Origin of the sequence: Cyclobacterium lianum (assembly GCF_900143075.1) — a bacterium.
Lineage (GTDB): Bacteria > Bacteroidota > Bacteroidia > Cytophagales > Cyclobacteriaceae > Cyclobacterium > Cyclobacterium lianum.
Window position 1 is genome coordinate 46,416 of record NZ_FRCY01000003.1, and the last position, 24,220, is coordinate 70,635.

The window sequence follows — 24,220 nt, forward strand, 5'->3', positions numbered from 1 at the left end:
CACTTTTCTTAGATCAGCTCTTCCCTTTCCCAATGCCTGTGTTTGGAAAGCGATTTCAGGAATGCATCAATTGAGGTATCGATAAATAATTCTGATGAACTTTTTGTCTCACCTTTACAGCAGGGCAATCCCAGTTCATCAATGAATGCAGATGCATCGGATAGTATCAATATCGGTTTACAATGATTAAAAGTATCCATGACAAACTCCTTCGCCTTTCCTTTAGACAGCAGGGCAGTACCATTTTTCTCTCCTCCGGCTATTACCAGCGCATCAAAAAGCACTGCATCCGAGTTGAACAGCGTAGCGGAAACCTCAACCTCGCCTCCTGAATCGGACTTGAGGGTTCCGAGTCCGTCGGAAACAACCATCAGCTTTGCACCGGCCTTTTCCAGTTTTTGGCTCAAGTCAGAAAACTTTTTGCCATCGTGTTTCCCCAGGGTCAAAAATGCAATTTTTCTTGTTTTTGTCGCATTCTTGAGGTTTTTAATGATACTTAATGCATCATCCGTCTGCGTTTTCGGCTCCTTCACTACAGGCTTATAATGGTCTTTGTCTGCATCAGCAGGCTTTCCTTCATTGACAGGCTCAGCTGGCTTTTCTGGCACAGCTATACCAAGCGCGTCCGCCACTGCTTTGGCCAAGTCCATATTGATATTGGTCAATTGGTTTACCATGTTTTCTCTGATATGCGGCCTGGAAACTTTCGATAGCTCAAATTGCAATGCATTGATAATGTGCTGTTGCTCAGTTTTGGTTTGGCTGTTAAAAAAGAGTTTCGCCTGGCTGAAGTGGTCCATGAATGATTTGCTGCGAGTGCGGATCTTGCGTCCATCTACGCGCTCTTCATGACTGTGAAATCCGCCATCCTTCATCATGGCCTGAAATGGACATCCATCTGCAATGGTATTGGGATGGTAACTAGATACTCCTTCGTTGATCTGTTGCCGCATGTGGCCGTCCCTTTGGTTATTTCTGACAGGGTTGATTGATCTGTTGATGGGTATCTCGTGGAAATTCGGGCTTCCCAGCCTGCTGAGTTGCGTATCGGTATAGCTAAAAAGCCTTCCCTGCAGTAAGGGGTCATTGGTAAAATCAATCCCCGGCACCAGATGTCCGGGATGGAAAGCCACCTGCTCGGTCTCTGCAAAAAAGTTGGAGGGGTTACGGTTCAGGGTCATCGTACCGACGAGCTGTACAGGCACCTCAGATTCGGGAATCAGCTTGGTTGCATCCAGCAAGTCGAAGTCATATTTGTGTTCGTCCTTTTCGGGAATTAACTGTACGCCTAAATCCCACTCCGGAAAATCGCCATTTTCGATGGCGTCCCAGAGGTCTTTTTTGTGAAAATCGCTGTCTTTTCCTGAAATTTTCTGCGCTTCATCCCAAACTACTGAGTGCATACCCAATTTTGGCTTCCAGTGAAACTTGACAAAAGTAGATTCGTTTTGCTCGTTGATAAATCTAAAGGTATGCACGCCAAAACCCTCCATCATGCGCAGGCTGCGTGGAATAGCCCGGTCACTCATGGCCCACATGATCATGTGCATGGATTCGGGCATTAAGGAAATAAAGTCCCAAAACGTATCGTGCGCAGAAGCGGCCTGAGGCACTTCGTTGTGGGGCTCAGGTTTTACCGCATGCACCAGATCGGGGAATTTCATGGCATCCTGGATAAAAAAAACGGGCATATTATTCCCCACCAGATCGTAGTTCCCCTCTTCTGTATAGAACTTTACCGCAAATCCGCGTACATCTCTGGCCAGATCTGTACTGCCTTTGGATCCTGCTACAGTGGAAAATCGGGTAAAGACCGGCGTCTCCTTACCTACCTCGGTGAATATTTTTGCCTTGGTATATTTATTCAATGATGTGTGCAGTTTGAAAACCCCGTGGGCCCCGGACCCTCTGGCATGAACAATCCGCTCAGGAATCCTTTCGTGGTCGAAATGGGTGATTTTCTCTCTCAAGATAAAGTCTTCCAAAAGAGAGGGGCCTCGGTCCCCGGCCTTCAGGCTGTTTTGATCGTCATTGATCGGAAGACCCTGATCCGTAGTCATGGACTTCTTCTCATTTTTTAACGTATTTTTTGCCAAATCTTCAAGTTTCGGATTGGGCTGGTTTTTAGGGTTTTTCATTTTCGTGTTGGTTTATTATTGTCAAAGTAATGTAGTATTCAAAAAAACACATGGTATTTTACAATGGGTGCGCCATGGTCAATACACTTTATCAGGAAAGCAGAAAAACTGATTCATTCTACCTCCCCAATCGATTCCCCTACCGCTGGATTTGGTAAGAAAATGAAATAAGAATCTCATAAAATTTGGGCAAACATCCTGCCACAATTTTATTTAATATAAAAAAGTTACGATTTGAAGGCAGCAATAGTACTTTCCCGTCGTTGATTTCAAAATATTTATCGAATCAGTCTTGCAATAACTGCAAAAGCAACTTTTCGACGGCAGCAAGGGCGTTTGGTGATTTGGGCTCTTTAAACGGATTTTTTAGCGGAATTTCTTTTGTTTCTATTTTTTGTAAAAGCACTGGATGTACATAATATCCCCTGCAAACAGTTGGCGTATTTCCCAGTTCATCGGCTATCAAACGCACGAGGGTGGATTCCAGTTTTTTTCTGGGTGATTCTGCGACAATCCGATTTGCCTCCGGAAAAAGTTCGACGGCCAAACGACTACCTACCCAGGTCCGGAAATCCTTACTTGAAAATCCGTCACCTATGATTGATGCGAGGTATTCGTTCACATCCTCACTGTCCAGCGACTGGCTGTTCCCCTGCTTATCCAAATACCTGAATATCTCGTATCCGGGTAATTCGGCTACCTTTTTGATATGCCTTCTAAGCGATTTATCTTCGATAGTTACCTCTCTGACCTGATTGCTCTTACCCTTATATTGGAACTTTAACTCCCCTCCCTCCACCACCAGATGCTTTCTCCGAAGCGTGCTAAGTCCATAGGTCTGGTTGCTAATTTCATACTGTCTGCTACCTATCCTTATTCCCGTTTCATCCAGAATCTCTACCATTAGTGCCAGTACTTTGCATTTTTTCCAGGATTTTTTTCTCAGGTCCTTTGCTATTTGTTTCCTGAGCTTGGGGAGCTGCCGACCAAATTCCTGCATTCGGGCAAATTTTTCTTCCTGCCTTTGCCTTTCCCATTCAGAATGATAAATATATTGTTTTCTCCCTTTTAGATCCCTGCCGGTGGCCTGGATATGCCCGTCCTCATATTTACAAATGCATACCTCCGTCCACATGGGTGGAATCACAAGATTTTTAATTCGCCTGATCAGCTTTGCATCGGTAATCTTTTCACCTTCTCCGTTCAAATAAATGAACCCATTGCCCTTTTTCTTTCGAAGGAGACAGAGCGAATCTTCTTCAATATGTTTTACTTTAAAATCCATTTTACAAAATTCCTCAATAAACTAAAATCACCAATTTTTCTAAGCCATTGCTGTCTTTCTGTTTATCATTCAGACCGAGTCGGCTTGGGTCTATCTATACCGATATCCTATTCTTCATGTCTCTTGAAGCAGGCAAGGATGCTACCAAAAACCGAAAAACTTAAAAAAATCTTGAATTTTTCTGCTAGCCGGAAAATCGAATTTTAAATATCTTTATCGCGGCCAAAATAGACCGGATATAATTGTTAAATTCGATGCCGATAATTTTATTTATTCATGAAAAAAACCACCGGAAACGTCAGCCTGAAAAACGTATTTAAAACCATCATCTGGCCCAGGAGAAAATTTGTTTTCATTGGCCTGGTTTTGATCATTATCAGCAGACTCTCGGGCCTGGTACTCCCCTATGCCAGCAAATACCTGGTAGATGAGGTGATCCCTTCAAATGATTTCGACCTGCTGAAATGGTTGCTTCTGGCTGTAGGGATTGCGGTCACGCTCCAGGCGGTGACCTCATATGCGCTTACCCAGATATTGAGCGTCGAGGCACAGAACCTGATCGCCAAACTCCGGTCCGAGGTACAGGCCCATATCATACGGCTACCCATCCGCTTTTTTGACAACGCTAAAACCGGTGAACTGGTGTCCAGGGTAATGACCGATGTAGAAGGTGTCAGGAATCTGGTGGGTACCGGTCTCGCCCAGATGGTGGGAGGCGTATTGACCTCGGTCATCAGCCTGGTTCTTTTGATCTATATCAGTCCCACCATGACCCTCTATGTGCTGGTGCCGGTGGCCATTTTTGGTTTCATCTCCCTGAAGGCATTTGGCAGAATCAGACCCATATTCCGGGAGCGGGGTAAAATCAATGCTGAGGTTACCGGCAGATTGACCGAATCTCTGGGAGGTATCCGGGTCATCAAGGGTTTCAATGCCGAAGAACAGGAAACCAAAATATTTGCGGCGGGAGTTCACCGCCTGTTTCTCAATGTAAAAAGTAGCCTCACGGCGACCAGCTTTGTGACCAGTGCAGCCACATTCCTCCTTGGATTGGCCTCTGCGGGAATTATGGGTATCGGAGGCTACATGATCATGGAGGAACAGTTGACTTTTGGTGATTTTCTTGCATTTACCCTGTTATTGGGCTTCATGATCGCACCTATCCTGCAAATGAGCAATATCGGCAGCCAACTTACAGAGGCCTTTGCTGGCCTGGACCGTACCGAAGAACTGATGAACCTGCCGCAGGAAGCAGATCCGAAACACCGAAAAATAGTACTGCCCGAAATTGAAGGAAGGGTAATCTTCCAGAATGTCCATTTTAGTTACGAGGCAGGTAATGAAATCATTAAAGGCATTGATTTCGAAGCCATGCCCGGATCTGTGACCGCCCTGGTGGGCAGTTCCGGATCGGGCAAAACCACAATCTCGGGATTGGTAGCGTCTTTCCTCAATCCAACCTCCGGATTGATTACTATCGACGGACAAGATCTCAGTCAGGTTGATCTCAATTCCTACCGAAGCCAACTGGGCGTGGTGCTGCAGGATGATTTTCTCTTTGAGGGAACGATCCGGGACAACATCCTTTTTCCAAGGCCTGATGCAGGAGAAACAGCGCTAATGGAAGCTGTGAACGCTGCCTATGTCAATCAGTTTACGGATCAGTTTGAACAGGGGCTGGAAACTGTCATTGGTGAAAGAGGGATCAAACTCTCCGGAGGGCAGCGGCAGCGGCTGGCCATTGCCCGGGCCATTCTGGCGGACCCCCGGATTTTGATATTGGACGAGGCAACGAGTAATCTGGATGCTGAAAGCGAAAATTACATTCAAATGAGCCTTAGGAAACTGATGAGAGGTCGGACCACCTTTGTCATTGCCCACCGCCTGAGCACTATCCGGCAGGCAGATCAGATACTGGTCATTGAGAAGGGGACGATAGTGGAGTCCGGCAAACATGCCGAGCTCATCGCAGCAGAAGGAAGGTACTATGACCTGTATACCTTCCAGGCCAGAATTTAGCATCTGGTCAGGCATGAAGTCCAGTTGATAAGAAGTGCCGCCCAGGGTGATGTCGGTATTTATCAAACCCTTTGATTACCGATCAAGCCTGTCTACTGAGGTTTCCCGTAAAGGCTTGAGTTCAGAAGCAGCCATAAACGACCCTAACCACAGTCGGCTAAACAAGGTTTCTCTAAAAAGAGCTGACAATGCAAATGCGCTTACCATTTACTCTGCTGAAATGACGGCTTCGGCAGCCAATCTGCCAGAAGTCATGGCAGCATTAATCGACCCATTCAGCAGGTGGTCTCCTGCAAGATAAACATGATCGTACATTTTGACATGTTGCATAGGCACCCAGTGTTTGGCGTCTTTCAATATTGGCAAAGCCTGAGAGATGGTATAGGTTTTCAGGTGTTCGAAATAACTGGCGTTGATCCCCGTTATAGCCTCTAATTCCAGCGCGATCATTTGTTCCAGCTTTTCAATCCCTGCCGTTTCCTTAACGACCGACACCGACAGCAATGCCCTCTCATTGCTGGCATAGGCAGGGCTAACGTCGGTCATAAATACCAGATTATTCACCAAAAATTTATCGTCCGGCACCAGACCCAACATGGGCCTGCCTATAAAAGATTGCTGAAGTGTATAATAGATATTCGTTACCTGGTGATAGGCTATCTCCTTCTGACCAGTCAATTTACCCGGATCCGTAGCGATGATGATCTCATCGGCGGTTATGGTGTTTTCATCAGCCAGTATAATCTTGTTTTTCTCCACAGCCAAAACAGGGATATCAAAGCGGATTTGGGTATGTTCCAGTTGCTCCACCAGTTGCTGGCTGATCTGACTCATGCCCTTTTCCGGAACAGCGGCTTCTCCTTCAGCAAACATCTTGAAGACAAATTCAAACATTCGGGAGGAAGTGGACAGTGAGGTTTCGAGAAAAATACCGCTGAAAAAGGGTTTAAAAAAGTTTTGGATGATTTTATCAGAAAACCCATACTGTTTGAGGTACTCATGGGTACTCGTCTGTGGTAAAGAAAATATGGCATCCAGGGGCTTTTCTTTGAGGTCTCTGATCAGGGCATACATTTTGTATTTGTCCCACACCGTACCAACTTTTGAAAAGGCCATTGCAAAAATCTTAAACGGATTGCGTAAGGGATCGTGCACTGAATAAGTGGCACCAGGCTTAAAAATAACCGCACCCGGCCTGAATTTCTTGAGATGCAATTTTTCCAGATTCAGGTACCGACTTAACTCCGGGTAGGCGGTAAGCAATACCTGAAAACCCTGATCCAACAAATACCCATCCTGTTCATCCGTTTTGACACGGCCACCTGCGCGGTCGGTTGCTTCCAGGATAACCGGATAATATCCCGCCTTTTCCAGCTCAATAGCTGCTACCAGGCCGGATATTCCCGCTCCAATGATATATATGCTACGGTCATTCATATTTAGAGTCATTTACGGTAATCAGCGGTCAGGCTTAGCTATCCTTTATATTTTTCCTTTTCCTGAACTTGTTCTCCGGGGATTTTTCGGGTGGCCTTTTATCTTCCTTTTTTTCGACATTTTGCCTGGAGTTGGCATGCTTACCAGACCGCGGCTTTGATTTAAATTTGCCTTTTTTACCCTTTCTTGAACTTCCTCCACTCTTATTCGCCTTTCTCCCGGATTTGCCTGCAGCCAGATCAGGGCCAGGACCTATCTCTTCAGGATTAGGTAGAACCTCAATTTCCAGGCCAATCAATTGCTCAATATTGCGGTATTTGTAGCTGTCCTTTTCGTTTACGAAAGTGACCGCCTTGCCTTTTTTCTCGGCTCTTGCAGTTCGGCCGACCCGGTGCACATAGTCTTCAGGGTCATTTGGTGTATCATAATTGATCACCATTTCAATATCATCCACATCGATCCCTCTGGACAAAATATCTGTAGCTACCAAGATTTTCAATGACTTGTTTTTAAAGGCCGACATGATTTTTTCTCTTTCCACCTGATCCAGATCAGCGTGGAAGGCCTCCACCTGAAACTGCTTTCTGAGCGTTTTGAAGAGGGATTTTACTTTATCCTTGGTGGAACAGAAAATGATGACTGCCTGGAAATCCTGTGATTTTAATATGTGATTGACCAAAGCTTCCTTTTGCCCATCATAAACGTGATACACATACTGGCTCACCCCCTTGGCTGTTTTGCCCAGGGCTATGGAAATCTCCTCGGGATCTTTGAGTATCTTCTGGGAAAATTTTCTGATTTTGGCCGGCATGGTAGCGGAAAACAACAAGGTCTGCCGCTCTTTTGGCAAGTGTTCGATAATGGTGAGGATATCATCTGAAAACCCCATATCCAGCATCCTGTCGGCTTCATCAAGGATCAGGTTTTCGAGCGCATCAAATTTTACTTTACCTCCCGCCAGGAGTGCAATCAACCGGCCCGGTGTTGCCACTACGATTTCGGCTCCCAATTCCAGGGCTTTCCGCTGCTGTTCCCAGATATTACCGTCACCTCCACCATATATGGGGATGGAACTGATCCCCAGGAAATAGGCCAGGCCCTGAATTTGCTGGTCAATTTGAATGGCCAGCTCCCGGGTAGGCGCGATGATCAATACCTTAACCCCTTTCTTTTTGCTTTGGCTGATTTGGTTAAGTACAGGCAGGATAAAGGCTGCCGTTTTGCCGGTACCCGTCTGGGCAGTGGCTATTAGATCCTTTCCCTTCAGGATAAGGGGAATGGCCTGTTCCTGTATGGGTGTGGGTTTTTCAAATCCCATGGCATCAAGGCCTTCCTGGAGTTCGGCAACAAAATTAAATTCACTAAAGGTCAAAATTTTATCAATTTAAGTGTAAACATAAGCCCAGCCAATCAGCAATAACTGCAAGGGGAGTCTCAACAACAACAACCATTTCGGCAAGCCTTTGTTGTTTCGTTGGTACATGTACAGATTGGCTGGAAAAACTGCAATCAACAATAGGATGATGCCGTAGGCAGCTACCGTTTGAGTGGCGTCAAAAACCAATCCCAAACCCAATATCACTTCGATAAATCCCACCAACCTGTTTACCAATCTGGGTTGGGGAATGTAGGGAGGAATGATACTGATATATAACTTAGGTTTCACAAAATGCATGATACCAGCCGTTACATAAAAAATTGCCATTGCATAAAGAAATATTTCATCCATAAAAATCAACTGCATAAATTTCTTTATGCTTTAAAATTAGAACATCCAAATGGTAATACAAAAAATAACTTCGCATATACCTCAATTATTTTTTGCTTTGGTGTTAATATCCGGCCTTTCCTATCCATATGTCGCACAGCAAACCCAGAAGCCCGCATCGCATGGGAAGCACCAGATGGCTACCCTGCAAAAGGATGTAGACTCGGAAACTGAGACCCTGGCTTCAGGAAAATCCAGGGAAGAGGCCATGCCCGAATTATTTTGAGTACAGTGATAATGCCGATGCAAAGATTAGCGACAGTTTAATGAAAGACTCTACTGCCTGGACTACTTCGTATTGTGGCGCCGGATAAGGATGGGATGTAATTAAACCTCAGCCGCCTGAATGTGCATCCAGTCAAAATTTCTTCTGCGACCCAGGCTGACCCAACCTTCATCCTCCCAGCAACGCCACCATTCATCATACACAGGATGGGCGAATGCTGCCCTGTCCCTACCCCATGTCAGGCGGTTTCTATCCGGATCAAAGTCTACTGCCATGCCCCAGGAATGAGTAGACCATTGGGTCCCTCCCCGCATCAGTCTGTTGTTATAGCAGCCACCAAAATGATTTAATCGCAAGGCCTGTATGTCATTTTCTCCGTAAACCTGACGAACATTTTCCAGGACGGTCAATAAGCTTTCAGCAACTTTTCTGTGACAGGTGATTTTTCGGGCCCTATACCGCAGATCCCAGGCAATTTTGAGTTCGTAGGGAACATCAATACTTACCAGATTTTGTCCCCGCTGCCCATAAAATTGATTGAATTCAGGGGAGTTTTGCCTGGGCCATTTATTTGCAGCAGGCATTTCCTCAGGTCTCCAGGAGGCTCTTTTCCGCCCATGCTGCATCAGAAAAGCCAATTCCTCAAAGGCAAACTGGGTCTGCGGCCCCCACATCCCGTCAATGGCACCGGAATCAATTCCTTTTTCTTTGGCTCCCATTTGGATAACCATGGTGATTTTACGGGAATTGGGAAGTCCGGGATCAATTCCCTGTACCTTATGGATGGCAGCAAGGGTATTCGGCCCAAAAATACCATCAATACCTCCCTGATAGTATCCTCTTTCAGCCAGAAGTTGCTGAGCAAGCTTGATTTTCTCTTTCATACAAATTCTATGATTTAAGCCATTAAATATAAACCAATTAATGATTGTATTAATGAATTTTACCTTCTTTTTGTATTTCGTTTCGGATGCATTGCAATAAAACATCCTCCCTGATGGAATGATCTCCGGCGGCCAGGGTTCTCAGCCCCACCTGTTGCACGATATTGACAATATTGGCTCCCGTTAAGGGATATTTTTTGGCCAAGCCCCCTATTTCCAGTCCTTTTTCCAGGTTCATGTTTTCGGGCAGGTTTTTTTCCCACAAGAGCATGCGTTCTTTGACTCCGGGAGCTTCAAAATCAATAATGGATTGAAACCTTCTGGTAAATGCCGTATCCAAATTGCTTTTAAAATTAGAAGCCAAAATTACCAATCCAGGGTGAGACTCTATGCGTTGCAGCAGGTAAGCAACCTCCTGGTTGGCATATTTATCATGGGCATCCCGCACATTGGTGCGCTTTCCGAAAAGGGCATCCGCTTCGTCAAAGAAGAGGATCCAGTTTTTTCCGCTGGCCTTCTCAAACAATGCGGACAGGTTTTTTTCTGTCTCGCCGATATATTTGGACACCGTCAGAGAAAGGTCTATGCGGTATACGGATTTGCCGGTATACTTACCCAAAAGACCTGCGGTCAGCGTTTTGCCCGTACCCGGAGGTCCAAGAAACATGACGCGATACCCCGGTTTAACCTTTTTTCTCAGCTTCCAACTGTCCATTAGAGTTTCGTTATAAGTCAACCAGTTTTCCAGCTCCCTGATCTGGGCCAGGGTTTTATCGGACAAGACCAAATCTTCCCATCCCAGTTCAGTTTCGATCAACTCAGCTGGAAAACCCGTACCAGGTCTGGGCGGACGTACGGCTTCAAGAAGTAACTTTTCTGCAAACTCCTGTTCCAGGCACAAGGGACCGGAAAAAAAGGGCTCTTCGGCTGATGTCTCTCCCAGATAGACAAGCTTTTTCTGAAAAAGGATAGACTCCTGAAACAGGCTGAAGTACTTTTTGCGTGTATTCGGATCAGAACCAGCCAGCAGGAAAAGTAATGTCTCGCCGGTAGGAATTACTCCCCGGTGGTGTTTGGATTTATAACCACCAAATTCAGGAAGATCGGTACCATCCGGATAATATTTCTGGATACATCTATCAAGCAGTCCCGGATCTAAATGGGGCGCCAGCGCCAGTGCCAATAGCAAAAGGTCCCTATCCCTGATATTCAGGTTCTTGATGGTCTTTCCCAGGAAGGTTTCCGGGTCAATGTGGAGTTCCAACTGAGGCTTTTCAAGGACCTCAGACCTACCTGACTCATGGTCCAGCCGGCTCTTGACGACCAGCCACAGAAAATCCATCAATTGCTTCATATAACTGGTTTATTTTTTTCAGTATGTGTGGATTCAAACATACTCATTCCCCTCCCTGAGACTGCTCAAGGATACTTTTGTAATGCAGGGCCTTGCTAAAATCAGGATTTAGCTGAAGCGCATTTTTCAACCAATCTGCGGCTTTTTTCCGATCGCCCCTACCCAAATAGACTACTGCCAACTCTGTCATTACCTGATAATTTTGGGGTTCAAGGCGAAGAATAGTCGAAAGGTGCCTGATGCCTTCTTCCCATTCTCCCATAGCCAGGTAATTGATCGCCAGATGCTGTCTTATTTCGATGTGGTCAGGGTCTTCTGCCAGAGCCATCTTAAAGGCTTTCCCGGCCAACCCGTGATTTTTTAACTGAAACTCACATTTGCCAATCAGGAACCAGGCAAGCTTATCTCCTGCTGCCGCCGGGATGCTGTGCAATTGCTGCAAGGCTTTTTCCCAGTCCTTGATTTTCATATATACTTTTGCCAACTGGATCATATAGGAGGCATCGTTGTTTGCAGCCACTAATTTTTTCCACATGGCTACAGCTTCGTCATAGTCTCCTGTATGGGTCGCCAATTGCGCGAGGCTTACCCTTGCACTCTGGTGTTGGCGATCTTGTTGCAGGGCTTGCAGGTACCTCTGTCTGGCTTGAGGATAAATACCCATCATGGCGAGTGCATTTCCACTATTGACCAGATAGGTAGGCTTGGAATCAACTGCTATGGCTTTATCAAAGAATTCCAGTGCCGTCTTATAGGATTTTTGCTGCTGGTGAAAAAGCCCGAGATTATTCAATACCGAGCTATTGGTCGGATCCAAATCTAATGCCTGCTGGTAACATTCCAGGGCATTGTCAAAAGCTTCGTTTAAAAAGTACCTGGCTCCCTTATTATTCAGTTCAATGGCTTTTTCTTTGTCCATGCCCGAATTTAAGCAAATAAATCGTTTTTTATATCCGCGGCCAGCCCTTTTGCCATATCGATTACATCAAGGTCTGGATAAATCACTTCAATATCGTCGAAAGACATGTCAAATGGCTCTCCTTCCCTGTAGTGAACAGGAAATACAATCCCAAATTGTATCCCCGGACCCCACTCGTAGGCCGCCAGGTTGTGCCGCCAGGTTTCAGATATGGAAAGAAAGCCCACACCTAAACTGGCTCTGGCAAAGGCATTGATCTCAAATATGAATTTCGGGTTTACGGTAATCCTTCCGCTGGCATCCAGGGCCAAACCGGTCTGCGGGCTCCAGTTGACATCTACCTCTGCCAGTGCCTCCCCTTCAAGTCCCAGGGTGCCCGTTAGTTCTATTCCTCCGGAAAGGCTGGCTATGGCCACACTGACCCCCAGGCCCAGATCTCCCCGCAAGGTAAGCCCGGCATCTGCCGGAATCGCAAATTCCCCATGACCCGCCACGGTGGTTTCGTCTTCCCTTTCCGGATTGTAGGTGATTTCTGCGGAAAGGTTACGCAATTCCCCGGGACCAAATCCAGCAGTAAAATCCAACCCGCCACCGATCTGTGCTACCAAACCAATGCTCCTTGGCCCGAGCGGAATAGCAAACAAGGGGATTTCGATGGTGGGTACTCTAAACAGATTTCTGTTCATTTCTCTCCTTCGGAAGACTTCATAACTGTCAGAAGCCAACCTGGCATTCACTTCAATTTCTCCGTTGGGCAATAGCCTGACTCCTGCTGTTGCTGCCAGCCAGGGGGTGAGCTGAAGGGTTAACTCTCCTCCCCCATATACCCGCATGTTTTCGTCCGGTTCTCCGGCTGGTTGTCCATCTTCTCCTATAGGTCGGTTGGTGGCACCCACCTCTATGCGCCCGCTGAGCATGCCCCGGCTGTAAGCAGCAGACCCTTCAATGGTCAGGGCTCCGTTTTCGTAGGTCACCGACAGGGAAGTGCTTATGCCCGGTATATCTGGCTGTGCGGTTCCGGAGACAAATACATCGTAATTTTCCGCGCCTTCCGCTTTGGAAACACGGGCCGCTACATTTCCACCGGTAATTCCGGGAATATCGCTGCTCAGATCAAAATTTCCCCCGATGGAAAAACCTGATTCACCGTACTGGATCTCCATGTTTCCCCGCTCAATGCCGGGTATATCCAATTCGGCCTCTCCGGTGGCCGTAAAATTGTTTTCGCTATAGGTAGCAGTAATGGTCGCACTCTTGACCCCCCGGACTTTGCCCTCCGGTATACCTATTTCCCCACCGATGGTCCAGGTATTATCCTTGTATTCCACGTTGATTTCTGCAGGGTCGAAAAGCTCCGAGTCAAAATTAAAAGCTCCTTCCAATTCAAAGCCACCGGAGGTAGAGGCAGTAGCACCGATATGACCATCTCCTACCTGCTCGATACCGAAATTGGTTTGACCTGAAATGCCCAAGCCCTGGGATCCAAAAAAAATCTCTAATGTAGTCTCTGATATTCGGAAAGGTGACGGCATTGAAAACTCCTCGGTAGAAAACAATTTTCTTAACCTGACCCCATCACCATCAATTACGATATCAATATCTGCATCAGCAATCAAAGGCACAGTTGGCAGCACCTTCCCTATTCCGTAAAAACCATTCTCAGTAAGCTCCAACTGGTCTATTCGGATTGGACTCAATCCCGGAAGCCGCAAGCTTTGAAAAACACCACCTGTGCCTGATACTGCATTTTGAAGGGTTCTATCTTTATCTACATAGAATATATATGTTCCCTCAACTTTTTCCAGGAACCAAGTCATGTCATTATAGGATGCAGTAACCTCCTTTTTGCCGATATCGGAAGATTTATAAGCATCAACCTGCAAGGTTTTATTAACAAAATCCGGTGGACTTTTTAAATCTAACCTATTTAGCCAATTCATTCTTGGATATTGGCCTTCCGGAGGAATGTCAAGTCTGCTACCTCCGGTTGGAGCCATGAATAACGATGGATCTGATTCATTTCCCAAAGCCTCAATTTCATCCGCAGACATTGGTTCAAGCTTATTTAAATGGTCTTTACTTTGAACTTCGGAAAACTCCCAATATTGGTTTGGGTTGCCTGAATTAGTAGGAAGGGTAAAATCTCTGTTCTCAAAAGAAATGGAATAACCTTGATCCAGAAATAAGTTTACATATTGATTTGGCCTTGATGGCCTGGAAGGTAGATTTGGCGTAAAACTTCTATTAGAATCCTGGTAAAACGCTGAGTCCAATACATTATAAACGGCCAACATTTTTTTGTTCATTTCCCAGGCAATACTGGATCCTGAGCTACCATTTGCCGATGCTTCCAAAAGCTCATAATTTGTCTTATTATCCTCACCTCCCAGTTGATGTTCTACAATATGATCCACCTGAAAAGTTGCAGGAGCTAATTCTCTGTCCCAGGTAGGAACTAAACCAAGCTCCAAAAGCTGTTCCTGTGTACCAAAAACAATGTATTCAGGATTAGTTTTTCCTTTAAAAAAATAATGCCTGTTTTCTTCAGAAGACGCTTGATTAAATCCACCAATATTTCTGGCTGAAGCAATTTTATTATTGATTTCCTGGGAAATTCCTGTTCTTAGTTCATTTTTCCAATTTTCCACCTGATTGGTACTCCTACCCCTTGGAACCTGAAATGGAGGATTGAATAAATTCTCATTTCTATCTTTAAATTCACTCAATTTTATTTTACCAACTTTAAAATTTTTTGTAGTTCCATCTTGATAGGTAGAAACAACTCCATCTCTATCTCGAAAACTAAAGTAATTTTGAGCATCCTCGATCGGAGTTATACCCTCCGGAGGAGAAATCCCTTCTTCTTCATCTCCCTCTTTCTGCACCATTTTCCCCTGCAAGGCAATACTACTTCCCTGTTGCAGCGTATGGGTCAGCTCATGGGCCAGTAAATACTTACCAGACTCAGTAGATGGATTGTATTTCCCTTCATTGAAGTAAATATCATTTCCATATGTAAAGGCCTGCGCTCCCAGATCCCGGCTCATTTGCACGGCTTGGGGACCGGTATGTATTTTGACCTGGCTGAAATCCGCTCCGAAACTGCTTTCCATGCCAGACCTGGTGGCACCGTCCATTCCTGATCCCCCTGATGGTTGTGCCAATTGACTTTCCAAACCAGAGGATATTTCAGCAGGCTGCTCCGACTTCATCTGAATAGCACCTACTCCCCCATCTCCTGCTTCCTGGCGGTCATCCGGTTCGAGTGATGCTTGTATCTCCACTTCCTCCTCTTGTTTTTGAAGCATTCCCTCCTCCTCTTCCTTTTCCTGAAGGGCTTCCTCTTTTGACTCAGAAAGAAATACCTGAGTCACCGATTGTGCCAATGGTTGTGCCTGAATTTCTTTTGCAGGAAAGGGAGATTTTTGAATGTTATCCTCTTTTTCACCCTGGTTTACATCCCAGACACCTTGACCGGAGGCTTTCATCTGTATCACCTGATCGGCCATGGCATCAGCTTCCTGCTCATACTGATCACCCGGCTCACCTACCTGAAGTTTGGCCTGAAAAAAATTGCCTCCGGTATTTCCCGGGGTACTCTTATTCTTATCGCCGGATTTTCTCGTAAAAGCTTTCATAAGTCGTCAATGGATAGCTACTTATCTAATGCATATAAATCCACCAAACTAAACAGGTCCAGGTGATTGATCTTTTTATTTTGAATGTTTTGGTGTACCTCTTCCAATTGTTGGGCATTGGTTTGGGTGAGGTTGGCATCTGCATCAGCCCCGGAATAACTGGGGTGCCCGCCTCCTCTCCACATGATATTGTCTTTGTTTGCCTGGTGATGCAAATCCTTGATCATTTTTCCCAGCATACCCGATTCTTCCCCTTTTTCCATCAGGTGTTTCAATCCGGCGGTGTGGCCTACTTCGTGAGGGATGGTGTTTTCATCAGCACCGGAAATCATAGGGCCAATGTGTTTTTCATTCAGGTAAACGATGGTGCCGTAAAACGGTCCCCTGCCATAAGTTCCTTTAACTTTTGGATGGGAATCGTCCAATACTACCAGCAGGTGTTCGGACCCAAAATTCAAATCCGTCAATTTCGGAATCACCCTTATGGAAGCTGACGTGGTTACCTCATAAATGATATCAATTCCCAAGACATTTTTTTTGACTTTTCCCTTGAAACTATTGGAAATCTGCGTTTCCGCAGCAGCAGCAAGACCTGTAGTGTCGAGAGCAGTATTGCTGCTTTTGTTCCAAACAGCTCCTTCAAATTTTAAATTTACTGCGACCCGTATGCCTTTTTTATCCAAAGGATGGTAGGTTTCATTTTTGCTCCAATGTCCCTGAATGGTTTTTGGCTTTTTTCCCTTTTGCTGAATGGTATGGGTGAGCTCGTGGGCAAGCAAATGTCTCCCTTCCCGCCTCTCTGGTTTGTATTTGTCTTTTTTGAAAAATATATCATTTCCGTAGGTAAAGGCCTGAGCGTGTATGGATTGATTCATGCGGTGGGACTCCGCATCTGTATGAATCCGTACCTGGCTAAAATCCGCTCCAAAACCCTGCTCCATCAGCTCTCTGCTTTTACCTTCCAATGGGATACCGGCACCTTTTCTTCGGTGTAAAAGTGGCTCCATCAATTCCGCTTGTTTTTGCCTGCCTCCTGCCCCTGCAGTTTTGGCCTGTACCGGCTCCTCTTCTTCCTTCTTCTGAATCTGATCCTCCTCTTCTTTAGCCTGGATCTCCTCCTCTTCCCCTTTCGCCTGAACTTTCTCCTCCTCCACTTCGGCTTGAACCAACTCCTCTTCCTCTTTGGTTTGTACCTGCTCTTCTTCCTCAGGCTGTGACATCAACTGCTCTTCATTTTCCTCCTCAGCCGCCATTTGCATGGAATCCTCCATTTCATGATCATCGGACTGCTTCTGAATAAACAGTCCCTCCTTATCTGTACCAGACATTTTGGGCTCTGTTTTTGCCCTGAAGAAACTATTTGCATTTTTGTTTTGGAAAACAGGATTAATGATACCTACCGTAGACCTTCTGACTGACTGCCTTTTCATTTCTTGCTTTGTTTACCATTCCACCATTAATATTTTTTTTCTCCAGGGTAATTTAATAATGGACAGGTTCCAGGGTAATCCATCCAATAAAACATCCTGGGCTTTCCGCTCAACAAATAAACGGTCCTGATGGTCTTCTAAAACCAGCTTCCCACTACGGGTCAAAAACTCATTGAGGACTGTCTCAGCACTTGTATTTTTCAATTTATTCCAATTTTCCAGCAAAGATTCCAATAAGACAGCCGCTTTCTCCCGTGTACGCCTACTTAATTTGATGTTTCTGGATATGGGTTGATGAATATCCAGTCCACAAAGGTATTTCTCAAAAACCAGTTCGAATTCAAATGGAGCAACCTGTCTGCTAGCCAGGTAATACAGGGTGTGTACAGCAAGTTCGGGTTCAATAAGTTGACCGCTCTGATCCAAAAACCCACAATCGCCAAAAAATGCCTTCAGAAATGGATGAATTAAGATTAACCCTGCATGGTCAAGGTAATGGCTTTCTCCATCATTCTTTTGACTCCTGTCCAAAGGGTCAATCATTACTTGCTGTGCCTCCGCGCCATCGCTGCCTTGATAAACCTTTTCACCTGTGATAGTATTATTAAATTCATCGAAAAAACTTCTCCATATGGTTAATTCAGATTCAGTAAGTGTATCCTGTACCACTGCATTAACTGCAGCAAAAAGCTTTTCAGGTATACCATTTTCGATCAGTGACCTAATGATGGGTATTTCATGAAAAGGTTTGCCTTCCTGGTAATGACTTATCCCGATAAAGATTTGAAAAACAACTTCCAGCTCATTGCTAAATATTTTCTTGTGGATATGCTCAAAACCCAACCGGTCCATTGGTACTTTATCTCCCAAAACAAACCATAACAACTCCCTTACCTCTTTGCCCGAATATTGTGACAGCAGCCGGTTAAAAAACACCCGGTTAGCAGCTATTTTTTGCCATAAGGTGTTTCTATTAAAGTCATTTTCCAAAAAGAGTTTCAAGGTTTTGAATTGAAAATTGATTCTTGCCTTAACTTCAGGATACCACCAGGGCAGCTCACCTTTTTCCAAAAAATATATCCAAGCCTGAAAATCCTTGTTTTCATTTTCCAAAAGCAGGACCTTTTCTGTTTCATTTTCGCTTAAAAAATTTTCTACTGGTAAATTATTCCTCAATTGCCCATTTGCATTTTTGAGTAACTGAAAAGAATCCTTTTGGTAAGCAATAGCCGGTATTTTTTCTACAACTTCATTCATTTGAGCATCAATTTGAACTTCCAGGTCAGCTATGGCAGGGAACTCATTTCTGGCAAAACCGATTTCCAGCGACAAATGCGGTATTTGAAGAAAACGATTATCCAGTTTACTTTCCAGTTTATCCAGGTATTGCTCGATCAGGGGGAAAATCCTCGTCCGGATAAAAGAACTCATGTCTCTTTCCATTAACTTTCCTGTTTCGATGGAAGATGTGAAAATTTCCACCTGAACTTTCTGTATGCTATGAGCCTTATTTTTACCCATAATATTTTGATTCGTAGCGAATTATTTTCTATCTTTCACTCAGCAAAGTCGGTAAGACTAAGCGTTATTTTACTGGCAATAAGTATGGAATAGGAATCAGTCTGGAAGTCAAAACGTCTGGAAATCGCGCACTTTCTGTGTTGTTTACATCACTGTTGAGTCGTTGAGTTACTGGATTAGAGATTAAAGTCTGTGGAACTAGGAAAGAAGCCCATGAGGGACCAATCATCATCCGGAATTTGTATGATTGGTCCCTTTTCATAACCTTAATTTTTCAGTAATGCCATCAATAATTCTTCGTCTCCCTCTCACCTGAGGCCCTTCGATATAGATATCTGCCTTATCCGTCCAGGGTTCCATAAGGTTTTCTATTTGGGTTCTATTGGATCCATTGGCCAATACCACAAAAAGGGAGGCCTTTGTGGCTTGTTCTTTCTCGTGTAATTTAGACCTTAGGTTCAAAAACCGGAAAATCAAATCATTTGTATTGCTGGTGTTTTTGTAGTCATCAATCATTTCAATACTGGCCCAGCTCCCATTCACCCAATCACCGGTCAGGTAAAGTTGGTGGGAAACTCCTGTCCTAGTCAATTCATTTCTAATTGGCCCGATGATCCTTCGCAGGGAGGCGGGCAGGTCCTCATAACTTTGTGGGATTCTCGGTGGGTTACCGGTACCGGTAAATCTTGCATCTGTTTTGAGCCGTTCAATAAGCGAGTACCATTCCTGCCATTTTCCCTTGTATGCTCCATAATCATCATCTTTATTGACAGGGGCAAATTCATGCTGCAACTGCATATAGGTGGATTCCCTGTACAGTCTTTTTTCCTCACAACGAATGGCATCCAGCCTGAAGGTCTGATCTGTTTTCTCCATTCCATCCTGGGTATAGGTATAGACAGGGCTGTTGATATTCAGGGTGGTATCAGCAAAACTAATCGTGAACTCATCATCAAACGGTCTTGTAATCAGAAATCTCTTTAGTGATTCATCATAATCGAACACCAATCCCTTTGGAAAACGCTCATTAAGGCTTTCAGTAATGGCATGCATCCTGCGGTTAAATATTTTTTCCAGTGGAATGGCCAAAGTTACTGGTCCACTGATCATTGGCTGCCCATTGATCTTGTAGTCCCTGATCACCAAACTGTAGGAATCGGGTTGCGCCCCGGAATTTCTGCGACTTCCCTTCAGACTCCTGGACAAATTATTCAGGTATTTGAGGGTACTGATCCAGGGATAGGACCAAGCAGCCACTTTGACGTGGGAATGACCCGACTGCCTGATCTCATCCACTACCCTGTAAGAAAGGGACAAGTCCCCAAAAACCTGATTTTGATAACTCAATAAAATATAGGTTCCTGATTTAGCCACTCCCCCCATACTTATACAGGATGGATGAGATTGAATAAAATTCTTTAATTTTCCATCAGTAGCGGACAAATCAAAATGATATACTTTAAACTCCAATCCAAACTGCCTCACCATCGACAGCAGCGACTGGTAGGTTTGCTCTCCATCTGCTCCTAAATGTCCTCCAATCCAATACGAATCCAGTCCACTATGCTCCATCAATAAAGGATTGCTTCCGATATCATACCTGAAAATAAGAGGATTACCCTTAAATCGCCAATGGGTGGTAAGGCCCTGGCTATCTTGATAGAAAAATGGAATGGAAGGAAAACGGTTACTGGAGGATGAAGGTCCGTTGGGAATGATCCTTAACCCTTCCCCACCGCTGATGCCAAAGGAAACGAGAAGGTAATATGATTTTTTCAAAAGAGAATTGATCAATTCCAGCTGTTCGGCACCTGAGCCCAGGGCGGGAGAAGGGAAAAAAGCATGCCTGTAGGACGCATCACCAATTTTCCCCAATAGCAGGTGCTTCGGAAAAGCAGTTATATCAGGATTTGGCCAGGAATCAAAGGTTTTCAATTCAGCTATTAATGCATTGTAAGTTCCTACCAGATCTCTGGCCAATAAGTAGCGATACTGGTTGTATTGATAAACTGTATCCTGTTCAAAATTAAATACAGCGTTAAATAAAGCATCCAGATCTTCTTTTAACGCCGTAACAAAAGCAATATCTTCAAAAAGAAATTCAAATTCGTTTAAAACAGTCTGAATTCCGGATTGAAGATCTGCTTTGGTGTTTCCATCCAATAATGCATCCCTGTACAAGCGATCCATCTGCAATCGGGAAGAAGTATTACTTTCCTGATGCACTACCTTTAGCAGTTGAAGCGGAGGAAGGGCTGAAACGACATCATCGATCTGTCTTTTTCTTAGGAAAAGAGGGTCATGACTGACAAGCTGTTCCACATCACCTTCGTTCATCATCAAAATCCTCAAGCGGGTAACCTGTTCCTCTCCCTGATTGTCACAATTGATATCCCCACAAATATCCTGGGGTTTGGGGTAACATTCCAGGTAGGCCAGCAGAATCTTGTCCTGCCAGTCGGGAAGACTATCCAATGCCTGGGCATTTTCATCGTTTTCCTTACACAGTTCCCACAAGACTACCTGGCTTTCTCCGGGGAAGAAATAAGGGCTATACCTGGCATTTTCATCTTCAAATTCCCTGAAATGAGTAAATGTGAGCCTATCTATGCCAATGTTTTTCTCTTTGGGTTGGGTTTCGGTCAGGGCCTGATGCAGCAAAATCAAATCACCATCGGTAGTAATCCCCACCCCCTGGCGAATGATAAGTTGCGTCGTTTCGGAAGACTCGTCCAACTCGATTTGCAGGCCATGGAGGATGCCCACACCGAACAAGGCCAAACGTGTGAGGCGGTCCTGGTCTTCAAAGTAGGCTATGGTCTCGTTTAGCTGGGTATGGGTAAGCACCTGATCAGCCTTGTAGTGTCTGTATTGGTAGAGGACGGAACTGAGTTTATTTGACATGGCCGTTGAGATTAAATGGTACCTAAATTTGTTCTTCCTAGTATGATGCTATCCCGCAATGCATTGCTTTCATCTTCTTCCTCACAGTTATACAATGTGCCTGTGGGATAAATGGAGCGCAATTCGGAAAGTATTTTTATAAATTGCCCGTGATTTTGATAGGTTCCCTGACTCAAGCCTTTTAAAAATTCCTGGTAGGCTTCCTCAAAAAGGGACAGCTGGTCTTCCTGATCTAAATCTCCGGTACTGGTCCTGCCAATCCAACAAATTTTTGCCAGGATATGGGCCGGTAATTCCTCCCTGATCAGGTTTTCCAAAAAATCCCTGAAATCCCTATCCGCAAAACGAAAGGTATTTCCAGGTAAAACCAAAGTTACTCTGAAAGAATAAGGATCCAGGCAATTTCCTGCCTGACAATCTTCTTTACAAAAGGGTAAAAAGGAGTTATTTGTGTCATCTTCCTCATCGACATTGGGCCTTAACAAGATGTTTTCTACCAAAAACATGCCTTCATCATCAAATTCGCGATCCATAAAATCTTTAAATGAAAGGACTGCCTGTGGAAAGTTCTGAAAGGCATAATACCTGTATTGGCTGGCGATAATATAGTCCGGGTCATCTGTGTCAGTAATGGACGGATCAATGATGCTGAAAGAAAACCGTCCGGATGGGGACTGTGTGATGCGGAAACAGCCCAGAGAAAACGGGGTATCCGGAATTTCTTCTAAGCCACTAAAAAATGAACTAATTTCTTCCCTGGAAAAAGCTTTCACCAATTGAATTACCAGGTAAATTTCTTTATGGGCAGCAGTTCGGCTAGGGTATTCTTCAGTTGCTGTCAATAAAATGCTTCTGTTATGGTCATAAATCCTCCAGCGGTACACCTTATCGCCCTGAGCGTTGGTAAGCGGATAAATTTCGACGAAGGATCTGGCCAGGTTTTTCCGCATAAAATTTCTTATCCCAGCCAATAAGGCCACTCTTTTTTCGAATCCCGACGTATTGTCACTGTCCCAAATCCGGTTTAAAGGTTGCTGGTAATAATTCATTGCCGTGGACCTTTCTACACTTATTTTTCCATATTCTTTCAAGAAAAATGACTTGGTATCCAGCACTTGTTGGTCAATACCGGTTCCATAGATCTTTTTCATTAAAAAAGCATAGTCACTGAATTTCTCTGCAAACCTGGCCAAAAGATGATCCTTGATTTTCTGGTTCCGCGCATTGGCTTCGTCGAAAGCACCAAATAATTCCTCATTCAGGTCCCCGCTTGTATACCCCTCTATCAAAAATTCATTATGGTCTCCAATATCTGTCACCGCTCTGGTGAAATAAGTTTTTTCAGAGGTTGTAAAAACTGATAATAATGATTTTACCTGGGACAGGTGCTGAAAATAACTGACCAATACCTGGTCAAAGAAGGACAAATAGGCCTTCAGTTGATTGGCCTTCCTTTTCCGCTCCGGGTCAACCGTTTCGGGCAGTCCAATGGGGCCCACCCCATATACTTCCGGAAAGTCATTGCGGATACTGGCATATTCTCCCAAAGGATAACTGTAGGGTTCTGGTAAAGCATAACTCTTTTCCTTCATGCCATATTGCAAATCGTATTGTTCCTTTCTCAATACCTCCTTGTAATTGGCCACCCGCTCTTGATTCACATTTACTGGCAACAAACCTTTAAAAAAGTTGAATTTACTTTTGTCGCAAAGCAGGGGTTTTTTTCCGGGATCCACTGCTATGACCCATCCTCCATCTTCATTTTCTTGCTCACAGTGGTTGATCCTGATCTCCCTAATGGCGGTAACCCCCTCCAGGTCCATGATCAATTGAATAATATCAGTTTGCCGGATTTCTTTTCTTAGGGAAGCTTGCTTTACCTCCTCAGGATCCAAAAACCCATGTTTTAGGGCAGGTCCTTCGAATATCTGATCTGTAGTATATCCCTTTTCAAGCATTTCGCTAAAGGAATAAAACCGGATATCCGGAGAAAAATATTGCCGGATGGCCTGGTCAATAGAGGCTGCAATCCACTCCTCATCTGCCTCCGCTTCCAGCTCAATGATGGCACAAACCTGAATTGGATGTTCATCTACAGATACAACTTCTACCAGATCCTCACATAAATTCCTGTTTTCATGATAGCTTTTCCTGATTCTTTTCTTCACCGCTTCCACCGACACTTCCTCCTCTACATCTACCAGAATGCGGTGCAGCCCTTTGAGTTCAAAAGAACGCTTGTCTTTTGGTGCTATTCCCTCCAAAACCTCCGGATGGTAGGACATTTTGAGGTTTTTGCAATCTGCATAAAGGGTTTGTTGATAAGGTTCAAGCCAACAATTGCGAACTCCCTTCAAATCGATGAAGAGCATCCTGTAATCCAGTTCGGTTAGGGCTTTACATGGCAGCACATCCGGACCGAGGTGGAAATGATCCTTCAGAAAACTTTTCTTATCCCCTTCAAAAAGTAAATCCTGTACAGGTAAAGAAAGCCGGTAGCCCAAATCTGTGATGGCATAACACAATACCTCCAAAATAGTAACCCCCGGATCATGGGTATTATAGTCAGTCCATAGGCCGGAACCCAGCTTTTGGATCCTCGAAATTCCCTCCTGCTTTAGAAATTGAAAATCCAGATCATCCTTGCTGTGAACATCTTTAGATATTGGGCCATATGTTTTGGAATTCATCATTGGT

15 protein-coding genes are annotated in these 24,220 nt (G+C 44.6%); 2 read left to right on the forward strand and 13 right to left on the reverse strand.

Going from position 1 to position 24,220, the window contains the following annotated elements; all coding sequences use genetic code 11:
- Positions 1-8 precede the first annotated feature (8 nt).
- Entirely contained in the window at positions 9-2,138 is a 2,130-nt protein-coding gene (locus BUB19_RS05310) for a catalase (protein WP_073093293.1), read from the reverse strand.
- 286 nt (positions 2,139-2,424) lie between these two features.
- Positions 2,425-3,423 carry a DNA topoisomerase IB gene (locus tag BUB19_RS05315; RefSeq protein ID WP_073093295.1) on the reverse strand — a complete coding sequence of 333 codons (999 nt, stop codon included), beginning with the start codon at positions 3,421-3,423 and terminating at the stop codon, positions 2,425-2,427.
- A 276-nt stretch (positions 3,424-3,699) separates the two neighbouring features.
- Between BUB19_RS05315 and BUB19_RS05320 the strand changes: the two genes are divergently transcribed.
- Positions 3,700-5,442 carry an ABC transporter ATP-binding protein gene (locus tag BUB19_RS05320; RefSeq protein ID WP_073093298.1) on the forward strand — a complete coding sequence of 581 codons (1,743 nt, stop codon included), beginning with the start codon at positions 3,700-3,702 and terminating at the stop codon, positions 5,440-5,442.
- Between the two features lie 207 nt (positions 5,443-5,649).
- Here BUB19_RS05320 and BUB19_RS05325 read toward each other — a convergent pair whose 3' ends face one another.
- The 3 genes from BUB19_RS05325 to BUB19_RS05335 are packed head-to-tail and all read right to left on the reverse strand — an operon-like array spanning position 5,650 to position 8,623.
- The gene (locus BUB19_RS05325; RefSeq protein WP_073093300.1) at positions 5,650-6,879 is read right to left on the reverse strand and encodes an NAD(P)/FAD-dependent oxidoreductase; all 1,230 of its coding nucleotides are present in this window, start codon (positions 6,877-6,879) and stop codon (positions 5,650-5,652) included.
- A 34-nt stretch (positions 6,880-6,913) separates the two neighbouring features.
- Positions 6,914-8,251, reverse strand: coding sequence for a DEAD/DEAH box helicase (locus BUB19_RS05330; protein WP_073093302.1), 1,338 nt, complete (start codon positions 8,249-8,251; stop codon positions 6,914-6,916).
- Between the two features lie 12 nt (positions 8,252-8,263).
- Entirely contained in the window at positions 8,264-8,623 is a 360-nt protein-coding gene (locus tag BUB19_RS05335; protein WP_073093304.1) for a DoxX family protein, read from the reverse strand.
- Positions 8,624-8,705: 82 nt separating this feature from the next.
- Here BUB19_RS05335 and BUB19_RS24095 point away from each other — a divergent pair, with 82 nt between their 5' ends.
- The gene (locus BUB19_RS24095) at positions 8,706-8,873 is read left to right on the forward strand and encodes a hypothetical protein (RefSeq protein WP_178371438.1); all 168 of its coding nucleotides are present in this window, start codon (positions 8,706-8,708) and stop codon (positions 8,871-8,873) included.
- Positions 8,874-8,974: 101 nt separating this feature from the next.
- Here the strand turns inward: BUB19_RS24095 and BUB19_RS05345 are convergent, their stop codons facing one another.
- The 8 genes from BUB19_RS05345 to BUB19_RS05380 all read right to left on the reverse strand — a co-directional run bounded on the left by BUB19_RS05345 (position 8,975) and on the right by BUB19_RS05380 (position 24,216).
- The gene (locus BUB19_RS05345) at positions 8,975-9,757 is read right to left on the reverse strand and encodes a peptidoglycan-binding protein (RefSeq protein ID WP_073093308.1); all 783 of its coding nucleotides are present in this window, start codon (positions 9,755-9,757) and stop codon (positions 8,975-8,977) included.
- Between the two features lie 49 nt (positions 9,758-9,806).
- A complete protein-coding gene (locus BUB19_RS05350) occupies positions 9,807-11,111 on the reverse strand; it encodes an ATP-binding protein (RefSeq protein ID WP_143155917.1) in 1,305 nt (434 codons plus the stop codon).
- Positions 11,112-11,154: 43 nt separating this feature from the next.
- Positions 11,155-12,030 carry a tetratricopeptide repeat protein gene (locus BUB19_RS05355; protein ID WP_073093310.1) on the reverse strand — a complete coding sequence of 292 codons (876 nt, stop codon included), beginning with the start codon at positions 12,028-12,030 and terminating at the stop codon, positions 11,155-11,157.
- Between the two features lie 8 nt (positions 12,031-12,038).
- Positions 12,039-15,668 (reverse strand): eCIS core domain-containing protein, encoded by a 3,630-nt coding sequence (locus BUB19_RS05360; RefSeq protein WP_073093312.1) that lies wholly within the window; start codon positions 15,666-15,668, stop codon positions 12,039-12,041.
- A 17-nt stretch (positions 15,669-15,685) separates the two neighbouring features.
- Positions 15,686-17,098: an eCIS core domain-containing protein gene (locus BUB19_RS05365; RefSeq protein WP_073093316.1), complete on the reverse strand. Its 1,413-nt coding sequence runs from the start codon at positions 17,096-17,098 to the stop codon at positions 15,686-15,688.
- 12 nt (positions 17,099-17,110) lie between these two features.
- Positions 17,111-18,619 (reverse strand): contractile injection system tape measure protein, encoded by a 1,509-nt coding sequence (locus BUB19_RS05370; RefSeq protein WP_073093320.1) that lies wholly within the window; start codon positions 18,617-18,619, stop codon positions 17,111-17,113.
- Between the two features lie 258 nt (positions 18,620-18,877).
- Complete coding sequence (locus BUB19_RS05375) at positions 18,878-21,523, reverse strand: hypothetical protein (RefSeq protein ID WP_073093323.1); 2,646 nt, start codon at positions 21,521-21,523, stop codon at positions 18,878-18,880.
- Positions 21,524-21,534: 11 nt separating this feature from the next.
- Entirely contained in the window at positions 21,535-24,216 is a 2,682-nt protein-coding gene (locus BUB19_RS05380) for a hypothetical protein (RefSeq protein WP_073093327.1), read from the reverse strand.
- Positions 24,217-24,220 lie beyond the last annotated feature (4 nt).

Coding starts and splice junctions, on each gene's coding strand:
- BUB19_RS05350 (WP_143155917.1), bottom strand. CDS start 11,111: ATGAAGCAATTGATGGATTTTCTGTGGCTGGTCGTCAAGAGCCGGCTG.
- BUB19_RS05325 (WP_073093300.1), bottom strand. CDS start 6,879: ATGAATGACCGTAGCATATATATCATTGGAGCGGGAATATCCGGCCTG.
- BUB19_RS05345 (WP_073093308.1), bottom strand. CDS start 9,757: ATGAAAGAGAAAATCAAGCTTGCTCAGCAACTTCTGGCTGAAAGAGGA.
- BUB19_RS05365 (WP_073093316.1), bottom strand. CDS start 17,098: ATGAAAAGGCAGTCAGTCAGAAGGTCTACGGTAGGTATCATTAATCCT.
- BUB19_RS05335 (WP_073093304.1), bottom strand. CDS start 8,623: ATGCAGTTGATTTTTATGGATGAAATATTTCTTTATGCAATGGCAATT.
- BUB19_RS05375 (WP_073093323.1), bottom strand. CDS start 21,523: ATGTCAAATAAACTCAGTTCCGTCCTCTACCAATACAGACACTACAAG.
- BUB19_RS05360 (WP_073093312.1), bottom strand. CDS start 15,668: ATGAAAGCTTTTACGAGAAAATCCGGCGATAAGAATAAGAGTACCCCG.
- BUB19_RS05370 (WP_073093320.1), bottom strand. CDS start 18,619: ATGGGTAAAAATAAGGCTCATAGCATACAGAAAGTTCAGGTGGAAATT.
- BUB19_RS05355 (WP_073093310.1), bottom strand. CDS start 12,030: ATGGACAAAGAAAAAGCCATTGAACTGAATAATAAGGGAGCCAGGTAC.
- BUB19_RS05380 (WP_073093327.1), bottom strand. CDS start 24,216: ATGATGAATTCCAAAACATATGGCCCAATATCTAAAGATGTTCACAGC.
- BUB19_RS05320 (WP_073093298.1), top strand. CDS start 3,700: ATGAAAAAAACCACCGGAAACGTCAGCCTGAAAAACGTATTTAAAACC.
- BUB19_RS05315 (WP_073093295.1), bottom strand. CDS start 3,423: ATGGATTTTAAAGTAAAACATATTGAAGAAGATTCGCTCTGTCTCCTT.
- BUB19_RS05310 (WP_073093293.1), bottom strand. CDS start 2,138: ATGAAAAACCCTAAAAACCAGCCCAATCCGAAACTTGAAGATTTGGCA.